Genomic DNA, 20,231 nt, shown 5'->3' on the forward strand with positions numbered 1-20,231 from the left:
GAGATTCTTATCTCTTCTTATGAGTACAATAATTGACACAACAACTAAAAAGAGTTACAAAAAGGCGCCATTAATGCCCATTCATATGCGAGTTTTTATGGCTATTATTTTGGGGCAAATTACTTGTGGATATGCTTTAGGTATTTCGGGGACAGCATTATCCAGTGCTGCTCGTTATATTCAAATAAATGATCTTTGGACTGGATTAATTGGAGCGGGTGCTTTAATTGGTTTAGCCGGAAGTATTGTAATTGGTCGGCTTTCCGATAAAATTGGTCGCCGTAAGTTATTAATGATCAATATGTATATTTTAGCTGGGTTAACTTTGTTACATTTAACTACAAGCAACTTTTTATTCACTTTCATCATTCGAATTGGAATTGGATTAATGATTGCAATTGACTATACTGTCGGAAATGCCCTTTTAACTGAATGGCTTCCCAAGGGGGAAGACAGCAAGCGACAAAGTCACCTATTAATTTATTGGACTTTAGGCTTTATTGCTTCTTATGTTGTCGGGACCTATCTTACTGGATTTGGAAAACATACTTGGCAAATAATTTTAGCCACTGGAGCCATTCCAGCTCTTATAACGGCAATTTTTAGGTCTATTTTTAGATTACCAGCATCCCCAAGTTGGCTCGCCAGCCAAGGAAAAATCAAAACAGCAAATAAAGTTCTTAGAAAACATATGGGGCGAAAGTGGGTTATTCCTAAAGGATTTTTGAAGCGCAATAAAAGTAATCAAAACATTTCCTGGGGAATACTTTTTAGCAAACCATATTTACGTCGTACTCTAGTTGGCGGAATCTTCTATGCCTGCCAAGCATTCTCTTTCTTCGGTATCAGTATCTTTCTCCCTATCCTGCTTAAAGGAATGGGAATTAATGATCCGAAGATCTCCGGTATTATTTATAACGGCGGAATTTTAGTTGGAGTTTCATTCGGTATTTTGATATTTAACCGAATTAGTCGGAGAATGTTTCTAGTAAGCAATTTCTTAGTTTCCGCAATATTGATTGGAATTCTAGCGTTATTTCCTTTAAATTCTCAACTACAATTACTTGTATTTACGATTTTTGCGATAGTTCTTTCATCAGGATTAGTATTGGATTATCCTTACCCAACAGAACTATTTGATATCAAGATTCGAGGAACTGGCGTCGGAACTTGTATTACGATTAGTAGAATTGGTGCCGCAGCCGGAACCTTTTTGCTCCCAATCTTGACCCATAATGGTGGGGCTAACTTGGCTATGTTAGTGTGCGGCGGCGTATTATTATTTAGTTTCATTGTATGCTTAATTTGGGCTCCAGAAACTTCACCAAAATTCATGACAAACAAAGATTAGACAATCAAAAAACACTCTACAAATGTAGGGTGTCTTTTATTATTCAAATATTTAGGTAAAAGTTTAAGTAGATTAATACTTAGGAATCCATTTCATCTTTTCAGTCGCTGCTTTAGCATCTGTAATACCTTTAGCTACAAGGTTTTCATCGATGGCAGCTTGGGCTACACTGACAGCTTCCTTAGCAGAGAAGGATTGAATCTTTGAAACAGGTGGCAAGACTGGAGCACCTTTTTCGTTTGGATCAACAATTCCACCAAGTGAGTGAGCAGCCGCAGAAAGCATCCCGTCAGTTACAAGTTTAGCCTCACTTGCCAACACTCCTAAGCCTAATCCTGGATAGATCAAAGCGTTGTTAGCTTGACCAATGTGGTAGGTAACGCCCTTATATTCTACTGGAGCGGAAGGAACACCAGTCGCTACCAAAGCACGACCATCAGTCCATTCAATTAAGTTAGCAGCACTTGCTTCAATTAACTTAGTTGGATTAGAAATTGGGAAAATAATTGGACGTTCAGTGTGAGCAGCCATTTCTTTAACTACAGCTTCAGTAAATGCACCTGGAGTAGTAGAAGTACCGATCATTACAGTTGGGTGAACAGCCTTAACAACTGCTTCAAGATTAGTCAACTCATCAGCATTCTTAAATTCTGAACGATCACGAACAAATGGCTTTTGCTCAGGAGTAATGCCTGCGGTGTCGCTAAAGAGCAATCCTTGTTTATCGACTAAGTAAAAGTGTTTCTTAGCTTCTTCTGGATCCATCCCTTCAACCAGCATTTCCCGATACATCATGTTAGCAATTCCCATTCCAGCAGTTCCTGCACCAAAAGTAAGGAAAATTTGGTCAGTAAACTTTTCTTTAGAAATATTCAAAGCACCAAGTACACCTGACAAGCAGACAATTCCAGTTCCTTGAACATCATCATTGAAGACAGGGATTTCTTTACGATATTTATTCAAAATCTTAGTAGCATTGTCACGACCAAAGTCTTCAAAGTGAATATAAACATCTGGGAAGACTTCACGAGCAATATTCACAAACTTATCCACAAAGTCGTAATATCTTTCCCCCGTTACACGAGCGTGCTTTTCACCAAGGTAAAGTGGATCATTAATCAAAGTTTCATTGTTAGTTCCAACATCAAGTGAAACTGGCAATACTTCGCGTGGATCAATTCCAGCAGCGGCAGTATAAACCATCAACTTACCAACAGAAATGTTTACACCGTTTTCACCCCAGTCACCAATACCTAAAATTCCTTCACCATCAGTAACTACGATCAATTTAATCTTTCTACCACCTGCAGCATTTTCTAGACTGGCTTTTACATCATTCGGATTATCGATTGAAAGAAAAGCTGCACCTTGTGGTTTCATGAAGATCTCACTATATTTTTCGATTGCTGGCGCAATTACTGGATCATAAATAACTGGTAAAAGTTCTTCAATATGTTGCTCAACCACATAGTAAAATAGTGTGCGGTTAGTATTAAAGATTTCCATCAAAAACTTTCTTTTTTGCATCCCTTCAGGGCGAAGCTCATATTGCTCATAAACACGTTTAGCTTGTTCTTGGATAGTTTGCACTTTATTTGGTAAAGTCCCAATTAATCCCAAGCTTTCTCTTTCACGCTCAGTAAAAGCAGTTCCTTTATTTAAAAATGGATCATTTAAAATATTATATGCGTTTGCCATTTAAAAGTCCCCCGTTTGTCTTAACTTACGCTTTTCTTGTATCATTAAGAAGTATAAAACCCAAAAAAATTTATAGTCAAACAAAGCAACATACCAAAGTTTTATTTATATGAGGATTACGAAAATTGAATATTCAAGATTTAAGATACTTTCATGAACTGGTAAATTTAAAGAGCTACACCAAAACAGCTGAGAAATTTGGCGTCAGTCAACCAACTATCACTGCTGCCGTTAAACGTTTAGAAAATAAATTAGGCACAACTTTTTTAATTAGAGATCAATCACACAAAAGTATTATTATTACTCGCGTGGGGATGCAATTTGATGAACATGTTCAGTCAATTTTAAATGAATTAAGGATTGCCGAAGAGGAAATCAAGCAAAATGAATCAGCCACTATTCCTTTTGGCCTTCCTCCAATTATCGGCAGAAATTATTTTCCTACTCTCGTGCCAACATTGCTGGACAAAGGAATTCTTCATCGGTTAAACGTAATTGAAAATGGCTCATATGATCTTTACCATCTTTTACTAGATGGGCATATTAATTTTTCAATGCTAGGTTTAACAAAAGTTAATCCTGAACCAGGAATTCGCCTTAAAATCATTAAGCATTATCCCATGAATATTATCGTCAGCAAAAAACATCCTTTAGCTCACAAAAAAGCGATCTCTTTTAAAGAAATCGCTAACGAAAATTTTATTGGATTAAGCAGCGATTATATTCATACCCGCGCTTTAGACAGAATGCTTAAGCAAAGCAAAATCAGTATTAACACAATTTATCGCAGTCCCGATGTGATGGTGGTTAAAAGTTTAGTAGCTCAAAATTTAGGGATCTCCTATCTTACTACCCTTTCTATTACTAAGCACGATGATGTAGTTTCGATTCCCCTCCTAGATGCAAATCAACCGGAATTTATCCTAGCTGCAGCTACGCGAGAAAATCATATCATGACTGCTAAAGAAGAAGAGTTGTGGGATATCCTTACTAAATAGCCATTTAGCCAACAATAAGCATTAATACAGGTACAACTACGATAAATAATAGTGTACTCAAAACTACAACGTTGGTTGCATAATCAACATCGCCATGAGCTTCATTAGCCAAAATTGGTAGCACTGATAATGCTGGTGTTGCAGCTTGAACAATGAATGTTTGGCCCATTAGTGATGGCACTGTTAACTTTAAGGCTGGGGCACCAATTTTCACTAAGAAGATCATAACAGCTGGTGCTAAAATAAAACGTCCCAATAGCGCTATAACGGTATCTTTGTCAAAGTGAACACTTTTAATACCTGAATCAGCTAAAACAATCCCAATATAAATCAATGAAAGAGGAGTAACCAAGTTACCAATGTAGGTAAAGGTTTGATTTGCAAAAGTTGGTAATTCCCAACCAGTCAAAAGCCAAATTACCGCTACAATAAAACCAACTAATGGCATTGGTAAAATTTTCTTCCATTCAATTTTGTGTTCTTTCTTTTCTTGAGCCACTAAAGTTGGATCATCATTTTTGATGAGGAATACCCCAAATGCCCAAGTAGAAACTGTATTGATAATGTAGTAAACCAAGAAATATGGCATTGCCCTATTCCCAAATAAAGCAATGTTTAATGGCATCCCAATAAAGATAGTATTTGCATTCGCAATGGTGTTGATGAATGTACCACGACGACCAACTTTTACTTTAATTACTTTAACTAAAATAAAAGCAACTACATAGGAAATAACAACTCCAATAAATGGTAAGAGTAAGTCTTCAAAGAGGTTTAACAGACTTCCTCTAGTCAAGTTATTCTGTACAGAAATGAAAATTGATGCCGGCAATGCAATTTGGGTAATTAATTTCGAAATATTACGTGAAAATGAATCTGCAAGCCAACCTGCTCTTCTTAAAACATAACCTAAGAGCATAATTAGTACGATAACTACTACACTCGATACAGATGATAGAAATGTTGCCATTAATATTCTCCCTTCATTTCATATAATCAAATCTTTAGTTATTATAAGCATTTGTCTATATGAATAATATATAGGCATAGTATTTATAACACTTTTAAATTATGTTTCAAGAAAAAAGAAGTATTTCCTAAGAAATACTTCTTTTTTCTATCCATCCAGTTCTACTTCTTGTAACTTTCGCATCTCATCATAAACTTGACCTCGCCGGCCTGAATCAACGGCCAAAACTAACATATCTCCAGCAGCAATCGTTGTTTGACCATTAGGAATAATTTCCTCACTCCCCCGTCGAATCAACTTCACTAAAGTATCTTTAGGCCAACTAATATCCGCCACCTTTTCATCAACAAGTTGACTGCTTTCATAAACAGGAACAGTTAATTGATCCTCATGACCAGAAGCTTTTGCGACACCATTCTTACCCTGCATGGCTTCAGCTAAACTATCATAAATTGGCCGTCCACCTAAAAGTTCATCAACCAATAGAGCAATAAAAGCTACAACCGCAAGTGGCATTAAGTGTAGTAAAGACCCTACCATTTCAGTAATCAAAATAATCGCTGTAAATGGAGCTCTAATAATTGCGGCAAACAAGCCAGCCATTGAAAAGATCACCAAGTTAACCACTAGTTTAGCGGGCATTAAACCAAGTTGAACCATAAAAGTTCCATAGGTTGCCCCAACTAAAGCTCCCATAGTCAAAATCGGCAAGAAAATGCCACTTGGTAAACCTGAGTCATAAGACACGATTGAAAATGAAATTCTCAAAATAAAGAATAGGGCCAGCATCCCTACTGTAATCCAGCCTTGCGTTGTAATCGTGTTTGAAAGTGACAAAATCAAACGATTACCTGGACCAGTGATAAGGGGCCAGAAATAAGCAATCGGAATTAAAATTGCCAATGGAATCAAACCGTGAAGCCAACGCGGAATAATAGTTATTTTTTTATAGACATTCTTAAAACTAAATAATCCTAATTTATAGATATGACCTAAAATTCCTAATAATAGTCCCAACAAAATCAGATGCCAGTAGAGAGGCAATGGAAAAGAATGATTGTAGGAAATGGCTAAAGATGGGTGCAAGCCGAAAAAGTTAGAAACTACAAAGTTTGATGCTAGTGCGCCTGCCAACGCATTTAACCAAACACGAGGAGAAAAATTATGGAAAACTTCCTCTAGTACAAAAAGCGCCCCACTCAGCGGTGCACCAAAAGCCGCCGACAGACCACTGGCAGCACCAGTTGCAAGTAAAACCCGGGAATTAGTTTTTGTTTGTTTAAATCCTTCTCCAACCCCTTGTCCAATTGAAGAACCTAGTTGCAAAGAGGGACCTTCTGGTCCTAAGAAAAGTCCAGTTCCAATTACTAAAATTCCTCCAATTAATTTACGCCATAGAATCGGAAACCATTTTACGGACAGTTTTCCTTGTAATTCCAGCTTTACTTCGGGAATTCCGGACCCTCCAACATGTGGGTATTGCTTAACAAAATATCCTGCAATTACGGCTACAATGATAAACCCAATTACAATTGCTACAAACCAGACTGCATTTTGATGAGCTTTTTTAAATAAATCCAACCAAAATGCAGATGTTTTTTCAATTCCAAATCTAAAAAGTCCTACTACTAAACCAGTAAAAATCCCCACGATAATTGCTTCAACCAGCAACTTGAGAGTAGTTGTATTATCCCTTTTCATTTTTTTCTCCACTTTCATAAAAATACATAACTATTCTACCTCAAAAAATTGCTATTATCATAATTACCGCAAACAAAAAAGAACTCCACTGGAGTCCTTTTTCTGTTACACGTGTAACAACTATTTTTCTTCATACCATTCAGTATGGAAAGTACCTGGACGGTCATTTCTTTGGTAAGTGTGAGCACCGAAATAATCACGTTGACCCTGAATCATATTAGCTGGCAAGTTTGGATTAAAGATTGATTCCAAGTAATTAAGTGCCGCACTTAAAGTTGGAGTTGGTACACCAGCTTTAGTAGCAAATTCAACTGACTTTCTCAATGATGGAAGATTCTTTTCCATCAAGTTTCTAAAGTAGTCATCTTCAAACAAGTTCATTAATTCCTTGTTATCTGAGTAGGCATTTTCAATATCTTTAAGCATTGCAGAACGAATGATACAACCTGCTTCCCAGTTTTGAGCAATGGACTTGTATCTTAAGTCCCAATCATATGCCTTAGCTGCCATAGTTAATTGTTGGAAACCTTGAGCATAGGCTACAGCTTGAGCTAATTGTAAAGTCTTGCCAAATTCATCAACTAAGTTATCTGGAATTTCACCCTTGTATTCAAACTTAGTAGGCTTAGCACCATTCTTAAGAGCCAAGTGGGTTTGCTTACTCATAAAACGAGCCATAACCGCTTCAGCAACCACAGTTACTGGTGCGCCGAGAGCAACCCCATCTTCAAGCATCCAGTTACCGGTTCCCTTGTATGAAGCAACATTTAGAATATGATCAATAATATGATCATCAGTTAAATCATCTTTTTGAGCCAAAACTTTAGAGGTAATTTCACTCAAGTAAGCCTCAACTAAACCATGATTCCATTCGTCAAAAATCTTTGACATTTCATCATCGCTCTTATGTGCGACATCACGAAGCAAGTTGTAGACTTCTGAAAATTCTTGCATAATGGCATATTCAATACCGTTATGAACCATCTTTACATAGTGACCTGCGCCTTCAGGCCCCATGTAACTTACACATGGTTTACCTTCTTTGTTTTTAGCTGCCATTTTTTCAAGAATTGGGGCAACTTCCTTATAAGCTTCTTCATCTCCACCTGGCATTAAAGCAGGACCATTTAAAGCTCCTTCTTCACCACCAGAAACACCCATACCAATGAAGTGAATACCATGCTTTTCCATTTCGTGATAGCGACGATTGGTATCGTGGAAGTTAGAGTTACCACCATCAATTAAAATATCACCTTTATCAAGAAGTGGAAGTAATTTTTGTAAAGTTTGATCAACTGGTTTACCTGCCATAATTTGGATCAAAATCTTACGAGGCTTTTCAAGTGAATTAACAAATTCTTCCCATGAATCATAAGCTTTTAATTTGTCATCTTCATACTTAGCAAAAGCGTCAACTTCTGGCTTATCAATACTAAAACCAGAAACTGAAATGCCATGATTTCTAGCATTTAAAGCAAGGTTTTTCCCCATTACGGAAAGTCCAATAACACCAAATTGTTGCATATATTTTCCTCCGTTCAAAATCTCTCAGTATACATTATACGAGTGCATAAAAAAAAGTGAAACCTTAAGGTTTCACTTTTATTTTTTATCAAACAGAATTAGTGTTGTGAAGCACCTGAAGTAGTATCAGGTTCTGGGTCTGGTTTAGGTTCTGATTCTTCATGTTGAGATGCACCAGATGCAGCATCAGCCTCCAAACCATACTTATCAGCAAAGTAACTGAATGGCTTCAAAGCTTCTGCTTGATACTTCTTGACGAAGGCTGGATCGTCAAGGCTGTCAAGTTCAGTTGAATATGGCATTTCGTGGGTGTACTTAATATCAATAAGCATTGGACCATCCATCTTCTTCCATTCCTTGACAGCGTCTTCGAATTCCTTCTTAGTACGAACGACAACACCCTTCATATTCATACCTTCAGCAACCTTTGCCCAGTTGTTGTCAGGAATGATAACACCAGATAATGGTTGGTGGGATTCGTCTTCTTGTTCAGCTTCGATGTATCCTAAAGTTTCATTAGTAAATACAATATTCAAAACGTGCATGTTGTAACGAGCCATAGTCAATAATTCTTGGTTCATCATAGCAAAGCCACCGTCACCAGCTAATTGCCATACTTCACGGTCTGGGTAAACTGTCGCAGCAGTAAGAGCAGCTGGAGCACCATATCCCATAGTTGCGTGAAGACCTGAAGTAGTCCACTTTTGATCATCATGCATCTTAAGCAAACGACAATGGTCAACGTTTACATTACCTACATCAATTGCAAAAATAGCATCGTCTGCAGCTTCTTTATTAATTACATCCCAAATTGGTTCTGGACGAACTGGCATTTCATCAGAATCAACAAAGCTTTCTTGCCATGCATCCCAGTTTTCACGGTCAGCAATAGCAGCCTTATAAATTGGTGATTCTGGACGATCTTCACCGGCATCAATTAAGGCACGCAAAGTCTTCTTAGCATCAGCTAAAATTGGAACATCAACAGTGTGACGCTTTCCAAGCTTGCCTGGATCAACATCAATTTGGATAACCTTAGTATCTTTGTTAAACCAAAGAACTGAGAATGGTGAGTTATTACCAACCCAAACTACCAAATCAGCGTAGCTTTGAATTTCATTCGGTGTTTTAGCCCCAATACGGCCGATAGTACCAACATATGCTGGGAATTCATCTTCAACCACACCTTTACCAAGATATGAAGAAAGAAGTGGCATCTTAAACTTGTTAGAAAATTCCTTCAATTCTTCACCGGCACCTGCTTCTCGAGCACCATTACCAAAGTAAACAACTGGATTCTTTGCTTCTTTGATCAATTTAACAGCTTCTTCCACAGATTCCTTCTTAGGACCAGCAAAGTTTGCGGGAACGTGAGCATTGTAGCTAGTCTTGTAGTTATCTTCAATCTTAGTCCAGCCATAATCCTTAGGAAGAATGATAACTGCAGGACCCTTTCTTGCATATGCTTGCCGAATTGCTTCATCAGTAATAACTGGAATTTGTTCTGGAGTCATTGCTTGACGGCACCATACACTGGCATTTAAGAACCACTTATCTTCATCAAATGCTTGGAAGAAGTCAATATTTTCACGGCTTGTTGGAACATTAGCTACAATTGCTACCATTGGTGATTTATCATATTTTGCATCGTATAAACCATTAAACAAGTGAGCAGCACCAGGACCTGCTGAACCGAAACATACACCAAGCTTACCAGTTAACTTATATTCAGCAGAAGCAGCTAAAGCACCTGCTTCTTCATGACGAACTTCGATAAACTTAATCTTATTTCTCCAGTCGTGAACAGCGTTCATACCTGAGTCAAATGAACCACCAGGGAAACCATAGATATGATCAACGTGCCAATCATATAAAACTTTAAACATCGCGTCTGCGCCATTAATCTTTGTCATTTTAAGTGCATCTCCTTAATATTCGTTTGCTTACATAATGTATTAAAGCACATAATTTCACAATTTCAAGTAGGCTGGATTCCAATAATATCAATAATGTAAGCGTTTTGTGAAAATAATAATTTCACAAATTTGTAAAAAGCAAGTATAACTTTTGAGTTATGGTAGTGGTTACATTTGTGATTATATTATCATAGTCATAATATTTTTTATTATTTTGCTCGCAAAAAATATATAAATATTTTTCAAAAAAATATTATTTTGCTTTTTTAGAAGAATATTTCCCAGGAAATGGAGAAGTTTTTTAGCAAAAATTATTTACTTAAAGATTTAATATTGTAGATAATATCACTATTTTCAATAATGTATGGATCGTGAGATACGATTAAAATAGTTTTCCCTTGCTCTTTTAATTGTTCCAATGCTTTAAAAATAATTTCTTTGTTTGTAGGATCCAATGAGCCAGTAGGTTCATCACATAGCAATAATTCTCCTGGTTTCAGAATCGCTCTTGCTAAAGCAATCCTTTGCTGTTGTCCCCCTGATAGAACTCCAACTTTAGTTTTTTCATCTATAACTATATTCAATCGATGTAAAATCTCATTTTTACGCTTATTAAATTGTTTTTTAGATTCTTTAGGATTTAAATTTGCTAAATCTAGGTTTTTCTTTATACTTTGATCATTAATTAATGCAAAATTTTGAAATAGATAACTGATATGATTTTGCAAAAATTCTCTAGCTTTTTTACTTCCCACCTTTGGTGACTCTTCATGAAATAATGTAATAGATCCACCATCAGATCTTTCAAGCAATCCAATTATGTTTAGTAACGTAGATTTTCCACTACCACTTTCACCATAAATCGTAGTAATTTGATTGTTAGCGATACTGAGATTTAAATGATCAAAAACAATATGATTTTTAAACTTTTTCTTTAAATCCTTTATTTTTACAAGATAATCATTATTCATTTAAAAACCTCCCTACTGCTTTTCTAGAAAATAAATGAATAGTTATTAGACTGACTATAAAGTCTATAAAAATTGCAGTTATAAATAAAAGATACACTGGAGGATCCGTAATTTTTTGAATAAATACTGACAATACAATGATTACTAATACAATTTGAAGTAACCACAATAGCCAATAATTTAACATACTTCTAAAAGTAGACATTCCCAAAGTCTGTTTAATTGCAAATGTACGTCCATACACTGAAAAATATAAGCTCATCATTATCGCCGATATCATAATAAACATTACAAAACTTATTATAATTACAAAGATATCTACATAAACCTCACTAAAGATATTTGCTAAATCCGCTTTACGGCTTTGATCTGATCTTATTATTTGGGGCAAATTATCTCTTAAATTATACTTCTCTAAAATTGACAAATAATGCCTATAAATTTGCTTAGGACTCCTACCTTTTTTAGGAATTTTAATAGTATCATCTGCCTCACCTGTAAAAATATCTAGAATCGCATTTTTGCTGATATTTTTTCGGGTAAACACATTTATATATGCATAATTATTTTTCTTTTGTCCCTGCGTACTAAAAATATACTGATTATTTTTAATTATTACAAAATGTGGTCGAAGTTTTAATTTATCAACAAAGTAATTAGAAATACGAGATCTATACTTTATATTTTTTTGTGGTAATAAAATAATTGACCTATGTTCATTTTGATTAATAGTTATCTTTTTATTACTCAGATTATATAAGGGATTAAATCTTAAATAATTCGTATTAATATCTACACTCCTTTGATAATAAGGATTAGAAGTTATTATTTGTGAAGTATCAATATATAAACTACCATCATTTTCTAACTTAGGATATAAATATTTTTGTTCCATTTTAGTCAAACGCATAGGACTAAGTTCTTCATTATATCCTTGCATATTTGGATAAAAATTTACATATTTAGAATACGTCGAAGTTTGAGGATGACTCAGATTCTTTAATATTTGAAACTCCGTATTAGCCAGAGGAAGCGCAGTGGATAAAAGAAAAATTAATAGCAGCCCTTTTGATATAAACGACACTTCAAATAATTTTCTGGCATAACTTTGTTTTATAATTAATCTGTTTGTAGGAATATATTGTAAAAGAGTAACTAGGCCATATGTAAAAACCAATTCTAGAATTGCTATCAACAATAATAGAGAGACACTGTCCCATATAATTGATGTCTCCTTTTTTAGTAATTCATAAATTATGCCGCCTATTAAAGGAAGAAGACTACCAATTAGGAGTTCTGGTAACACAATTTCCTTTAAGATTCTAAAACTATTAAAGCCTAATGATTTATAAATTCCTATATCATAAATAAACGAAAAAATATAAATTATAAAGAAGACTATCTGAAAAATCACCATAGTTTCAGCCATAGTTTTAATATTATCTGACTCTAGAGACAAATCATCTGAAACTGAATAAATCGGTGTAGGTTGAAAATCCTTTAATTTATAAGAAGTTTTAAAGGCATGGTTATAATTCAAACGTAATTTTCGAATATACTTTTGTATTAAGCCAATATCCTGAGTTTGAATAAAGAATATTCCCTCTCTAGATTTAGGAGGCTCAGTAAAAGAAATTTGTTTAACCGTAAAATTAATATTACTATACTTTTTTAAATGATGACTAGTAGGGGTACGGACTGTTGAATATGTATTTCCATTATGAAAGTCAACATTAAAATTATTTTTTAACGCAGTATTATCCAAATCGCTTACTTCAAATAATACATTTTGAATATGTTTATTGTAATTATAATGTTCATAATTTATACCAGAGCCTAAATAATATGTCCTTTTTAAAAAAGGGATTTTTAATTGATCACTTGTTTTTTGAATTACTTGTAATTGCTTAAAATAGTCTACATTATTTTCTTGATATTTCGGAAATCCTAGTTGTGCATAATTATTTGTTAAATCAAATTCATTGGCTGCAATTATATTATTATGTTGATTAATTATATATATCAACCATAAGCTCACAGTTACAACATCTATCAGTACGAAAAGAAATTTCAGAACTTTTTTATACAATCTAACCACCCACTAAAAAATAAAGGCTGTAAAACCTACAGCCTTTATTTTTATCTATATCCATAATATGCATATGCTTTACCATGACCTTTGGCTGTAGCATAAGCCCAATGACCAGCGCTCGCATATCGAGTAACATAACCGCCTTTTCCTACTTTAGCTTTACCATAATGATAATATTTAGTGTCATGATAATTAGAATGACTCCATTTATAATCATGTAACCCTCTATGATCTACAAAATAGGTCCATGTTCCATGAGAAGATACTGGATTTACAGCTGCAAATGAATTACCAAATAAAAAGGCTGACTTATCTTTAGCAGTTTTATTATTCAAAAGAACTGGAGAGGAAGCCTCAATTACTTTGTTGCTATTATCTAGTACAGCATATCCATTACTAGGCATTTGATTTGAAATAGTTGTAGTATCAGCGTGTGCAAGTGCCGAAACACCAGATAAAGCTACTCCAACACCGCTAAGGGCTAATACTGTAATTAATGATTTTTTCATAATAATCCCCTTATCTTACATAAATTTAATCCACGATAATTACATATTTTTCAAGGTAAAACTGGAGGTTCCCATTCCCACATGTTAAAACCTCCTTTTTCTTTAATTTAATAGTGTTTTAACATGATTCTAAAGGCTTGAAGTTGAATGTGGTCAAAAAACCACACTAAAATTTCCAGTTCTTTACTTGCTCATACCCTATGTCAATTAACTCTTGTTTTAATTTTTTTGCTAAAGTAATGTTTCCGGTAATTGCAGCCAAACTCAACTTAACTAGTCCTTTATAGGCCAACAGTGAAGTATCATCACTATTCAAAATATAGTCTTTTATTTGAACCATTGTTTCGTTTAATGGGATTTTACGTTCATAGCAAGCTCGAAGATAGTTAACGCTGGCTATGGCAAATCTTTTGATATCTAATTCTGATAAATTATCATTCTTTATTATCTTGTTAGCATAACTTTGCATTAAGTAATTTAATTGCTCATTAGTAAAAATAGGCATAACATTTGCAAACAATCTAATGGCTTCAATGTTATTACTTAAATTATCCTTTTTATCTAGCTGCTCGAATATCTTAATCTTAATATGTTCATCTAAATCATTAATGGCATGTTTTAGATAAGCAACTGTCACTATTGATCTTAGTTTTAAAATTTCTTCATGTTTTAAGTTCATTATTTTGTTATGAACATTTTGAATTTTAACTAAATCTCGATTATTAAAAGCAGATCGCATATTACTTTCTAATTCTATTTTATAAAGTAATTTACTAGGCGCATAATTAGAACTAATATTATTAAAAAATTCATTTATATTAATATCATGCATAAAAATAAGACGTACTAACGCCTCAGAACCTATATTACGCATGTTTTTCTCAACTTTATTATAAGACGAAGGATCAATAATTGTTCCAGCCATCTTTCTAACAGAAAGACCTCTTTTGATTCGCTCTTTTTTTAATGCCTCACCTATTGTCATATTACCATCCTCAAATTATATAGTTTGACTCTACAATAATACTTTCCGTTGAGAATAATATTCTCAAATGATTTTTAGATTGTATATCTATCTCAATCACATCACTTATACCATAACTTAAAAATATTATTTCTTCTGTATATTAATACTATTTCCCAGGAAATGGAAATAAAAAAATCCATATCTCACGATATGGATTTAGGATTAATTATCTACTTTTTAACTTTGGAGTAACGACCATTTTGAATGTAAACACTCAAAATTGCCAAGTCAGCTGGGTTAACACCTGAGATTCTTTCAGCTTGGGCTAAAGTTTCAGGCTTAATCTTTTCAAACTTTTGGCGTGCTTCAGTAGCTAAGCCCTCAATCTTACTGTAATCAATGTCAGTTGGAATCTTCTTAGCTTCTTGACGGTGCAAGCGGTTAATGCGAACTTCTTCCTTCTTGATGTAGCCAGCATATTTGATGTTGATTTCTACTTGTTCCTTTACATAACGGTCTGAAGAAATCGTTTCTCCAGTTAATCTTTCAATATCATCAATCGTTACACGCGGACGACGCAAGAAGACATCAGCTTTTACCCCAGCACTCATCTTGTCATCGCCAATGCTTTCAAGGTAAGCTTGAATTTCTTCTGTTGGGTGAATAGTAATTTGGGCTAACTTTTCCTTGGCTTCTTTAATGGCTTCTTTTTTAGCTTCAAATTCTGCATAACGTTCATCTGAAATCAAACCAAATTGATGGCCATAATCAGTCAAGCGCAAGTCCGCATTATCATGACGCAGAATAAGTCTATATTCCGCTCTAGAGGTTAAAAGACGGTATGGCTCATTAGTACCCTTAGTTACCAGATCATCGATTAGAACGCCAATATAAGCCTCATCACGGCCTAAAGTAAATCCTGGCTTATCTTGTGCACGAAGCGCCGCATTAATTCCAGCAATCAAACCTTGTCCGGCAGCTTCTTCATAGCCAGAAGTTCCATTCATTTGACCAGCAGTAAAAAGATTTTTGATATTCTTTGTTTCCAAAGTATGCTTCAATTGCCATGGATCGATCACATCATATTCAATAGCATAACCTGGACGCATCATTTCTGCATGTTCAAGCCCACTAATTGAATGAAGCATCTTAAGTTGAACTTCTTCTGGCATGGAAGTAGAGAAGTCTCCAACATAAATTTCCTTGGTATCCCTACCTTCAGGTTCTAAGAAAAGTTGATGACGGTCCTTATCCGCAAAACGCACTACCTTAGTTTCAATAGATGGGCAATAACGTGGTCCTACCCCTACAATATCACCAGAAAACATTGGAGAACGGTCCAAATTATTATTAATAATATTATGAGTAACTGGATTAGTATAAGTCATCCAACATGAAATTTGGTTCTTTAAATAATCCTCATCCTTACTTTCATATGAAAAATGACGTGGAACTTTATCTCCAGGTTCTTCTTCGGTCTTAGAATAATCAATGGTATTCCCATTTACACGGGGAGGAGTACCAGTCTTAAAACGACGAAGTTTAAAACCAAGCTTTTCCAAATTCTCAGATAATTTAATTGCCGCAATAGTATTGTTAGGACCTGATGAATAATTAAGTTCTCCAATAAAAATTCGTCCACGGGCTGCAGTTCCAGTAGTCAAAACTACACTTTTAGCATGATATTTTGCCCCAGTATTTGTAACTACCCCTTTACATACGCCATCTTCAACAATTAATTCATCAACCATTCCTTGACGTAAGGTCAAATTAGGTGTGTTTTCAATAACATCCTTCATATGCTCATGATATTGCCACTTATCAGCTTGGGCACGCAACGCACGCACTGCAGGGCCTTTCCCCGTATTAAGCATCCTCATCTGAATATAAGTAGCATCGATATTTTTACCCATTTGACCGCCAAGAGCGTCAATTTCACGAACAACCGTCCCTTTAGCTGGGCCTCCCACTGAGGGATTACATGGCATAAAAGCCACCATATCAAGCCCAATCGTAACTAAAAGCGTCTTTTGTCCCATATGTGCACTAGCTAGCGCCGCTTCACTGCCGGCATGCCCAGCACCAACAACTATAACGTCATATTCATTTGAATCGTATGTCTTCATCATTTCCCCCTACTTACCTAAACAGAATTGACTGAACAATTGATTAATCAATTCATCTGGTGCACTATCTCCAGTAATTTCACCTAAAGTATCCCACGCACCATTAAAATCAATTTGAGCAATATCAACTGGAACATCATTATTAACTGCATCAATCACATCTTCCAGTTCACCCTTCGCCTTTTTAAGAAGAGCCACTTGGCGTTGATTTGTGACTAAAACTTGATCATTTGAATTTTCAATTCCGCTAAAGAATAATTCTTTAATTGCACCTTCAAGTTCCTCAAGATTCTTTTCTTTTAAAATTGAAGTTGAGATAATTTCACTATGTGTAAGTTCTTTAACTTCATCCACAGATAGTTTTTGCCCCAAGTCTGTTTTGTTTAAAACGATGATTCGCTTCTTTGGTTCTGTTAACTTTATCAACATCTTATCCTCATCACTTAATTCTTTGCTAGAATCAAGTAATAGAAGAACCAAATCAGCTTTTTCTAGAGCCTGTTGTGAACGTTCTACACCAATTTTTTCCACTTTATCTTCAGTATGATGAATCCCTGCTGTATCAATCAATTTAAGTGGAACACCTTGAACTGAAACATACTCTTCTAGCGTGTCCCTAGTAGTTCCGGCTACATCGGTCACAATTGCTTTATCACTTTGAGTTAAATAATTTAATAAAGAGGACTTTCCAACATTTGGCTTTCCTACAATTGCTGTAGCCAATCCATTTCGCAAAATAGTTCCTTGTTGAGAAGTTTTCAACAAGTGATTAATTTTGTTGATAACACTTTGAGAAGTTTCTGACATTTGTTTAGCAGTAACTTGATCAGCATCATATTCAGGATAATCAATATTTACTTCTACATTCGCTAAAGTATCTAAAATTTCTTGACGCATAGCGCGAATTTGATGCATCAAACCACCTTCAAGTTGTTTAACTGCAACTTGTCGAGCTTTATCAGTCTTGGCACGAACAATATCCATCACACTTTCAGCTTGTGTAAGATCAATTCGACCATTTACAAAGGCTCTTTTAGTGAACTCACCAGGATCGGCCATTCTAGCACCGCTTGATAGAAGTAATTGTAAAATTTTATTAGTAACTACAATACCACCATGGCAGTTAATTTCCACAATATCTTCACAAGTGAATGTCTTTGGTGCTCTTAAAACCGTCACCATTACTTCATCAATCACTTGATCATTTTGTGGATTAATAATGTGACCATAATGGATAGTGTGCGTATCAACCTTTGCTAAATTGGCACCTTTAAAAACTTGATTAGCAATTTTAATTGCATCTTCGCCAGACATACGCACAATAGATATACCGCCTTCGCCAATTGGCGTAGAGATAGCAGCAATTGTATCAAATTCTGTTAAAACTTGAGCCATTGATTTCTCCTTTTTCAATAAAAAAAGTGCATTATACCACCATGTGGAAACATAGTGGATAAAGCACTTTGACTACTTTATCTAAAAATGAGTTTTAGACAATATTTTATTTTTTGCGTCTTAAACGCTTGTATGTTCTTCTTAAACGACGTTGACGCTCACGTTCTGCCTCTTTTTTAGCCTCTTGTTCTCGCTTATATTTAATTGGATTTTGCAATATAAAGGTTTGAACTGCTTGGAAGAGGTTGGAAATTACCCAGTAAAGTGTAATCGCAGATTGGAACCCAATTGCCATTACACCAACCATTACTGCCATACCATATGTCATAACCTTAGTCATCCAATTTTGAGATGAACGTGGGGTAGATAACTGACTGATATAGGTAGAAATGAAAGTGAAGATCATTGCCAAAATTGGCATTACATAATATGGATCCGGTTTTCCTAAATCCATCCATAAGAAATGCCCATTCTGCAGTTGCGGTGTACGCCAAATAGCTTGATATAAGGCATACATAACAGGCAACTGAATAACCACAGGTAAACATCCAGTGTATGGATTTACCCCCGCTTCTTTATAAAGCTTATTGGTTTCTTGCGACAATAATTGTCTTGATTCTGCATCACGTCCAGGATACTTTTTACGCAATTCATCCACTTGTGGTTGAATTTGTTGCATTTTTGATGTACTTCTGATTGTTATAGCATTCAGAGGTAACAAAATGATTCTAATCAAAATGGTAAAGACAATGATTGTCCAGCCATAATTGTTACCTAACAGCTTAGCTAACCAAAGTAAAAATGCAGACACGTAATAAACAATCCAACGATCCCACCAATTTCCACTGGTGTGAGAAACAGGTGCTTGTTGACCAGTATTTGTAGCACAACCTGTTAAAACAACGGCAATGACAAATACTGCTAGAATCGCAAGAAGACGTTTAACATTTCTCTTTGTTAAAATGTCCTTCACTCTAACTTTCCTCAATTTCATCTTCATCTGGTATTTTCTCAATGACGTGAGCTAAGGTTAAAGCATGCAATAAATTTTTGCGTACCTCAGTCATGTCAAAATTGCGAGCATAAGGCCGAGTAATTACCAAAAAATCAACACTAGGATCAATCTCCTGTTTATTTTCAGTAATCACTGCCCGAATATAACGTTTGAGTCGATTTCGGACAACGGCAGTATGACCGACTTTTTTACCAACAGAAATTCCAACACGAAAGTGCTTATTTTCTGCTTTCTCTATTTTATAGATTACAAAAGCTCGGTTAGCGACTGAATCGCCTAATTTAAAAGCTCGTTGAAAATCCCTTTCAGATTTAACTCGATAAGACTTTCTCAAAACGTTTCATTCCACTCTAGTAGACTAAAAAAACCACTGAGATTCAGTGGTTTAAGCAGATAAGACTTTTCTACCCTTTGCACGTCGTCTTGCTAAAACCTTGCGGCCATTTGATGTGCTCATACGCTTCATAAAACCGTGAACACGTGAACGATGACGTTTCTTTGGTTGGTAAGTTCTCTTAGTTGACATAAACTGCACCTCCATCTTTATATGTGCTAACAACACAATTTCTTATCTAGAATAGCACGATTAACGCAAAAAACCAAGTAAAAATTAAAAAAAGAATTGTCAAAAAGTAATTGAATTTTTTTCAAATTTACGAAAAAATATGTGGATAAATTTAAACCTGATTTTTACCTTGAAAATTATTCACAGACTATTCCCCAATGTTTTACACAATTAACAGCCTGTTGAAAAACATATTCACAGCATGTGGATACTTACTTAAAATTAATAAAAATCCTGCATCGCTTAGGTATTTTTTATTCGCAATAGCCCCTGTAGATAACGTACCGTGTTAAAATAAAAATAGTTAATCTGTGGATTAGTTATTAAACATTTTCCACACCCTGTGAATTTGGGAATAACTTTTTTCACTTGTGGAAAACCTAGAAATTAAATGTTAAAATAAATATGCTTTTTACTATTGGAGGAATGTACT

At 35.0% G+C, this 20,231-nt stretch carries 16 protein-coding genes; 2 read left to right on the forward strand and 14 right to left on the reverse strand.

Annotated elements, in window-relative coordinates:
• Positions 1 to 19 precede the first annotated feature (19 nt).
• On the forward strand, positions 20 to 1,351 hold the full coding sequence (locus KBW87_RS07955; RefSeq protein ID WP_057809073.1) for an MFS transporter: 1,332 nt from the start codon (positions 20 to 22) through the stop codon (positions 1,349 to 1,351).
• Between the two features lie 72 nt (positions 1,352 to 1,423).
• Here the strand turns inward: KBW87_RS07955 and KBW87_RS07960 are convergent, their stop codons facing one another.
• Complete coding sequence (locus KBW87_RS07960; RefSeq protein ID WP_057809075.1) at positions 1,424 to 3,049, reverse strand: malolactic enzyme; 1,626 nt, start codon at positions 3,047 to 3,049, stop codon at positions 1,424 to 1,426.
• 125 nt (positions 3,050 to 3,174) lie between these two features.
• Here KBW87_RS07960 and KBW87_RS07965 point away from each other — a divergent pair, with 125 nt between their 5' ends.
• On the forward strand, positions 3,175 to 4,047 hold the full coding sequence (locus KBW87_RS07965; RefSeq protein ID WP_057809078.1) for a LysR family transcriptional regulator: 873 nt from the start codon (positions 3,175 to 3,177) through the stop codon (positions 4,045 to 4,047).
• Between the two features lie 4 nt (positions 4,048 to 4,051).
• Here the strand turns inward: KBW87_RS07965 and KBW87_RS07970 are convergent, their stop codons facing one another.
• The 13 genes from KBW87_RS07970 to rpmH form a co-directional block, all read right to left on the reverse strand.
• The gene (locus KBW87_RS07970) at positions 4,052 to 5,017 is read right to left on the reverse strand and encodes an AEC family transporter (protein ID WP_057809080.1); all 966 of its coding nucleotides are present in this window, start codon (positions 5,015 to 5,017) and stop codon (positions 4,052 to 4,054) included.
• Between the two features lie 147 nt (positions 5,018 to 5,164).
• A complete protein-coding gene (locus KBW87_RS07975; protein ID WP_057809082.1) occupies positions 5,165 to 6,718 on the reverse strand; it encodes a ClC family H(+)/Cl(-) exchange transporter in 1,554 nt (517 codons plus the stop codon).
• A 120-nt stretch (positions 6,719 to 6,838) separates the two neighbouring features.
• Positions 6,839 to 8,242: an NADP-dependent phosphogluconate dehydrogenase gene (gene gnd / locus KBW87_RS07980; RefSeq protein ID WP_057809084.1), complete on the reverse strand. Its 1,404-nt coding sequence runs from the start codon at positions 8,240 to 8,242 to the stop codon at positions 6,839 to 6,841.
• A gap of 98 nt (positions 8,243 to 8,340) precedes the next feature.
• Complete coding sequence (spxB, locus tag KBW87_RS07985) at positions 8,341 to 10,155, reverse strand: pyruvate oxidase (RefSeq protein WP_057809086.1); 1,815 nt, start codon at positions 10,153 to 10,155, stop codon at positions 8,341 to 8,343.
• Between the two features lie 314 nt (positions 10,156 to 10,469).
• Positions 10,470 to 11,129 (reverse strand): ATP-binding cassette domain-containing protein, encoded by a 660-nt coding sequence (locus KBW87_RS07990; protein WP_057809088.1) that lies wholly within the window; start codon positions 11,127 to 11,129, stop codon positions 10,470 to 10,472.
• Positions 11,122 to 13,218: a bacteriocin-associated integral membrane family protein gene (locus tag KBW87_RS07995; protein WP_057809089.1), complete on the reverse strand. Its 2,097-nt coding sequence runs from the start codon at positions 13,216 to 13,218 to the stop codon at positions 11,122 to 11,124. Before KBW87_RS07995 ends, KBW87_RS07990 begins: the two co-directional genes overlap by 8 nt.
• A gap of 50 nt (positions 13,219 to 13,268) precedes the next feature.
• Entirely contained in the window at positions 13,269 to 13,730 is a 462-nt protein-coding gene (locus KBW87_RS08000; RefSeq protein ID WP_057809092.1) for a hypothetical protein, read from the reverse strand.
• 166 nt (positions 13,731 to 13,896) lie between these two features.
• On the reverse strand, positions 13,897 to 14,715 hold the full coding sequence (locus tag KBW87_RS08005; protein WP_057809094.1) for a helix-turn-helix domain-containing protein: 819 nt from the start codon (positions 14,713 to 14,715) through the stop codon (positions 13,897 to 13,899).
• 212 nt (positions 14,716 to 14,927) lie between these two features.
• Complete coding sequence (gene mnmG, locus KBW87_RS08010) at positions 14,928 to 16,826, reverse strand: tRNA uridine-5-carboxymethylaminomethyl(34) synthesis enzyme MnmG (protein WP_057809096.1); 1,899 nt, start codon at positions 16,824 to 16,826, stop codon at positions 14,928 to 14,930.
• A gap of 6 nt (positions 16,827 to 16,832) precedes the next feature.
• Positions 16,833 to 18,218: a tRNA uridine-5-carboxymethylaminomethyl(34) synthesis GTPase MnmE gene (mnmE, locus tag KBW87_RS08015; RefSeq protein ID WP_057809098.1), complete on the reverse strand. Its 1,386-nt coding sequence runs from the start codon at positions 18,216 to 18,218 to the stop codon at positions 16,833 to 16,835.
• Positions 18,219 to 18,324: 106 nt separating this feature from the next.
• On the reverse strand, positions 18,325 to 19,191 hold the full coding sequence (locus KBW87_RS08020) for a YidC/Oxa1 family membrane protein insertase (protein ID WP_157055105.1): 867 nt from the start codon (positions 19,189 to 19,191) through the stop codon (positions 18,325 to 18,327).
• Between the two features lies 1 nt (position 19,192).
• Positions 19,193 to 19,567 carry a ribonuclease P protein component gene (gene rnpA, locus KBW87_RS08025; RefSeq protein ID WP_057809100.1) on the reverse strand — a complete coding sequence of 125 codons (375 nt, stop codon included), beginning with the start codon at positions 19,565 to 19,567 and terminating at the stop codon, positions 19,193 to 19,195.
• A 51-nt stretch (positions 19,568 to 19,618) separates the two neighbouring features.
• On the reverse strand, positions 19,619 to 19,759 hold the full coding sequence (gene rpmH / locus KBW87_RS08030) for a 50S ribosomal protein L34 (protein WP_004039891.1): 141 nt from the start codon (positions 19,757 to 19,759) through the stop codon (positions 19,619 to 19,621).
• Positions 19,760 to 20,231: the final 472 nt, after the last annotated feature.

The sequence above is a fragment of the Lactobacillus intestinalis genome, assembly GCF_024397795.1.
Taxonomy (GTDB): Bacteria; Bacillota; Bacilli; order Lactobacillales; family Lactobacillaceae; genus Lactobacillus; species Lactobacillus intestinalis.

Bases quoted from the DNA above. Each gene is read 5' to 3' on its own strand.
- KBW87_RS07955 (WP_057809073.1), top strand. From the start codon at position 20: ATGAGTACAATAATTGACACAACAACTAAAAAGAGTTACAAAAAGGCG.
- KBW87_RS07960 (WP_057809075.1), bottom strand. From the start codon at position 3,049: ATGGCAAACGCATATAATATTTTAAATGATCCATTTTTAAATAAAGGA.
- KBW87_RS07970 (WP_057809080.1), bottom strand. From the start codon at position 5,017: ATGGCAACATTTCTATCATCTGTATCGAGTGTAGTAGTTATCGTACTA.
- KBW87_RS07975 (WP_057809082.1), bottom strand. From the start codon at position 6,718: ATGAAAAGGGATAATACAACTACTCTCAAGTTGCTGGTTGAAGCAATT.
- gnd (WP_057809084.1), bottom strand. From the start codon at position 8,242: ATGCAACAATTTGGTGTTATTGGACTTTCCGTAATGGGGAAAAACCTT.
- spxB (WP_057809086.1), bottom strand. From the start codon at position 10,155: ATGACAAAGATTAATGGCGCAGACGCGATGTTTAAAGTTTTATATGAT.
- KBW87_RS07990 (WP_057809088.1), bottom strand. From the start codon at position 11,129: ATGAATAATGATTATCTTGTAAAAATAAAGGATTTAAAGAAAAAGTTT.
- KBW87_RS08000 (WP_057809092.1), bottom strand. From the start codon at position 13,730: ATGAAAAAATCATTAATTACAGTATTAGCCCTTAGCGGTGTTGGAGTA.
- KBW87_RS08005 (WP_057809094.1), bottom strand. From the start codon at position 14,715: ATGACAATAGGTGAGGCATTAAAAAAAGAGCGAATCAAAAGAGGTCTT.
- mnmG (WP_057809096.1), bottom strand. From the start codon at position 16,826: ATGATGAAGACATACGATTCAAATGAATATGACGTTATAGTTGTTGGT.
- mnmE (WP_057809098.1), bottom strand. From the start codon at position 18,218: ATGGCTCAAGTTTTAACAGAATTTGATACAATTGCTGCTATCTCTACG.
- rpmH (WP_004039891.1), bottom strand. From the start codon at position 19,759: ATGTCAACTAAGAGAACTTACCAACCAAAGAAACGTCATCGTTCACGT.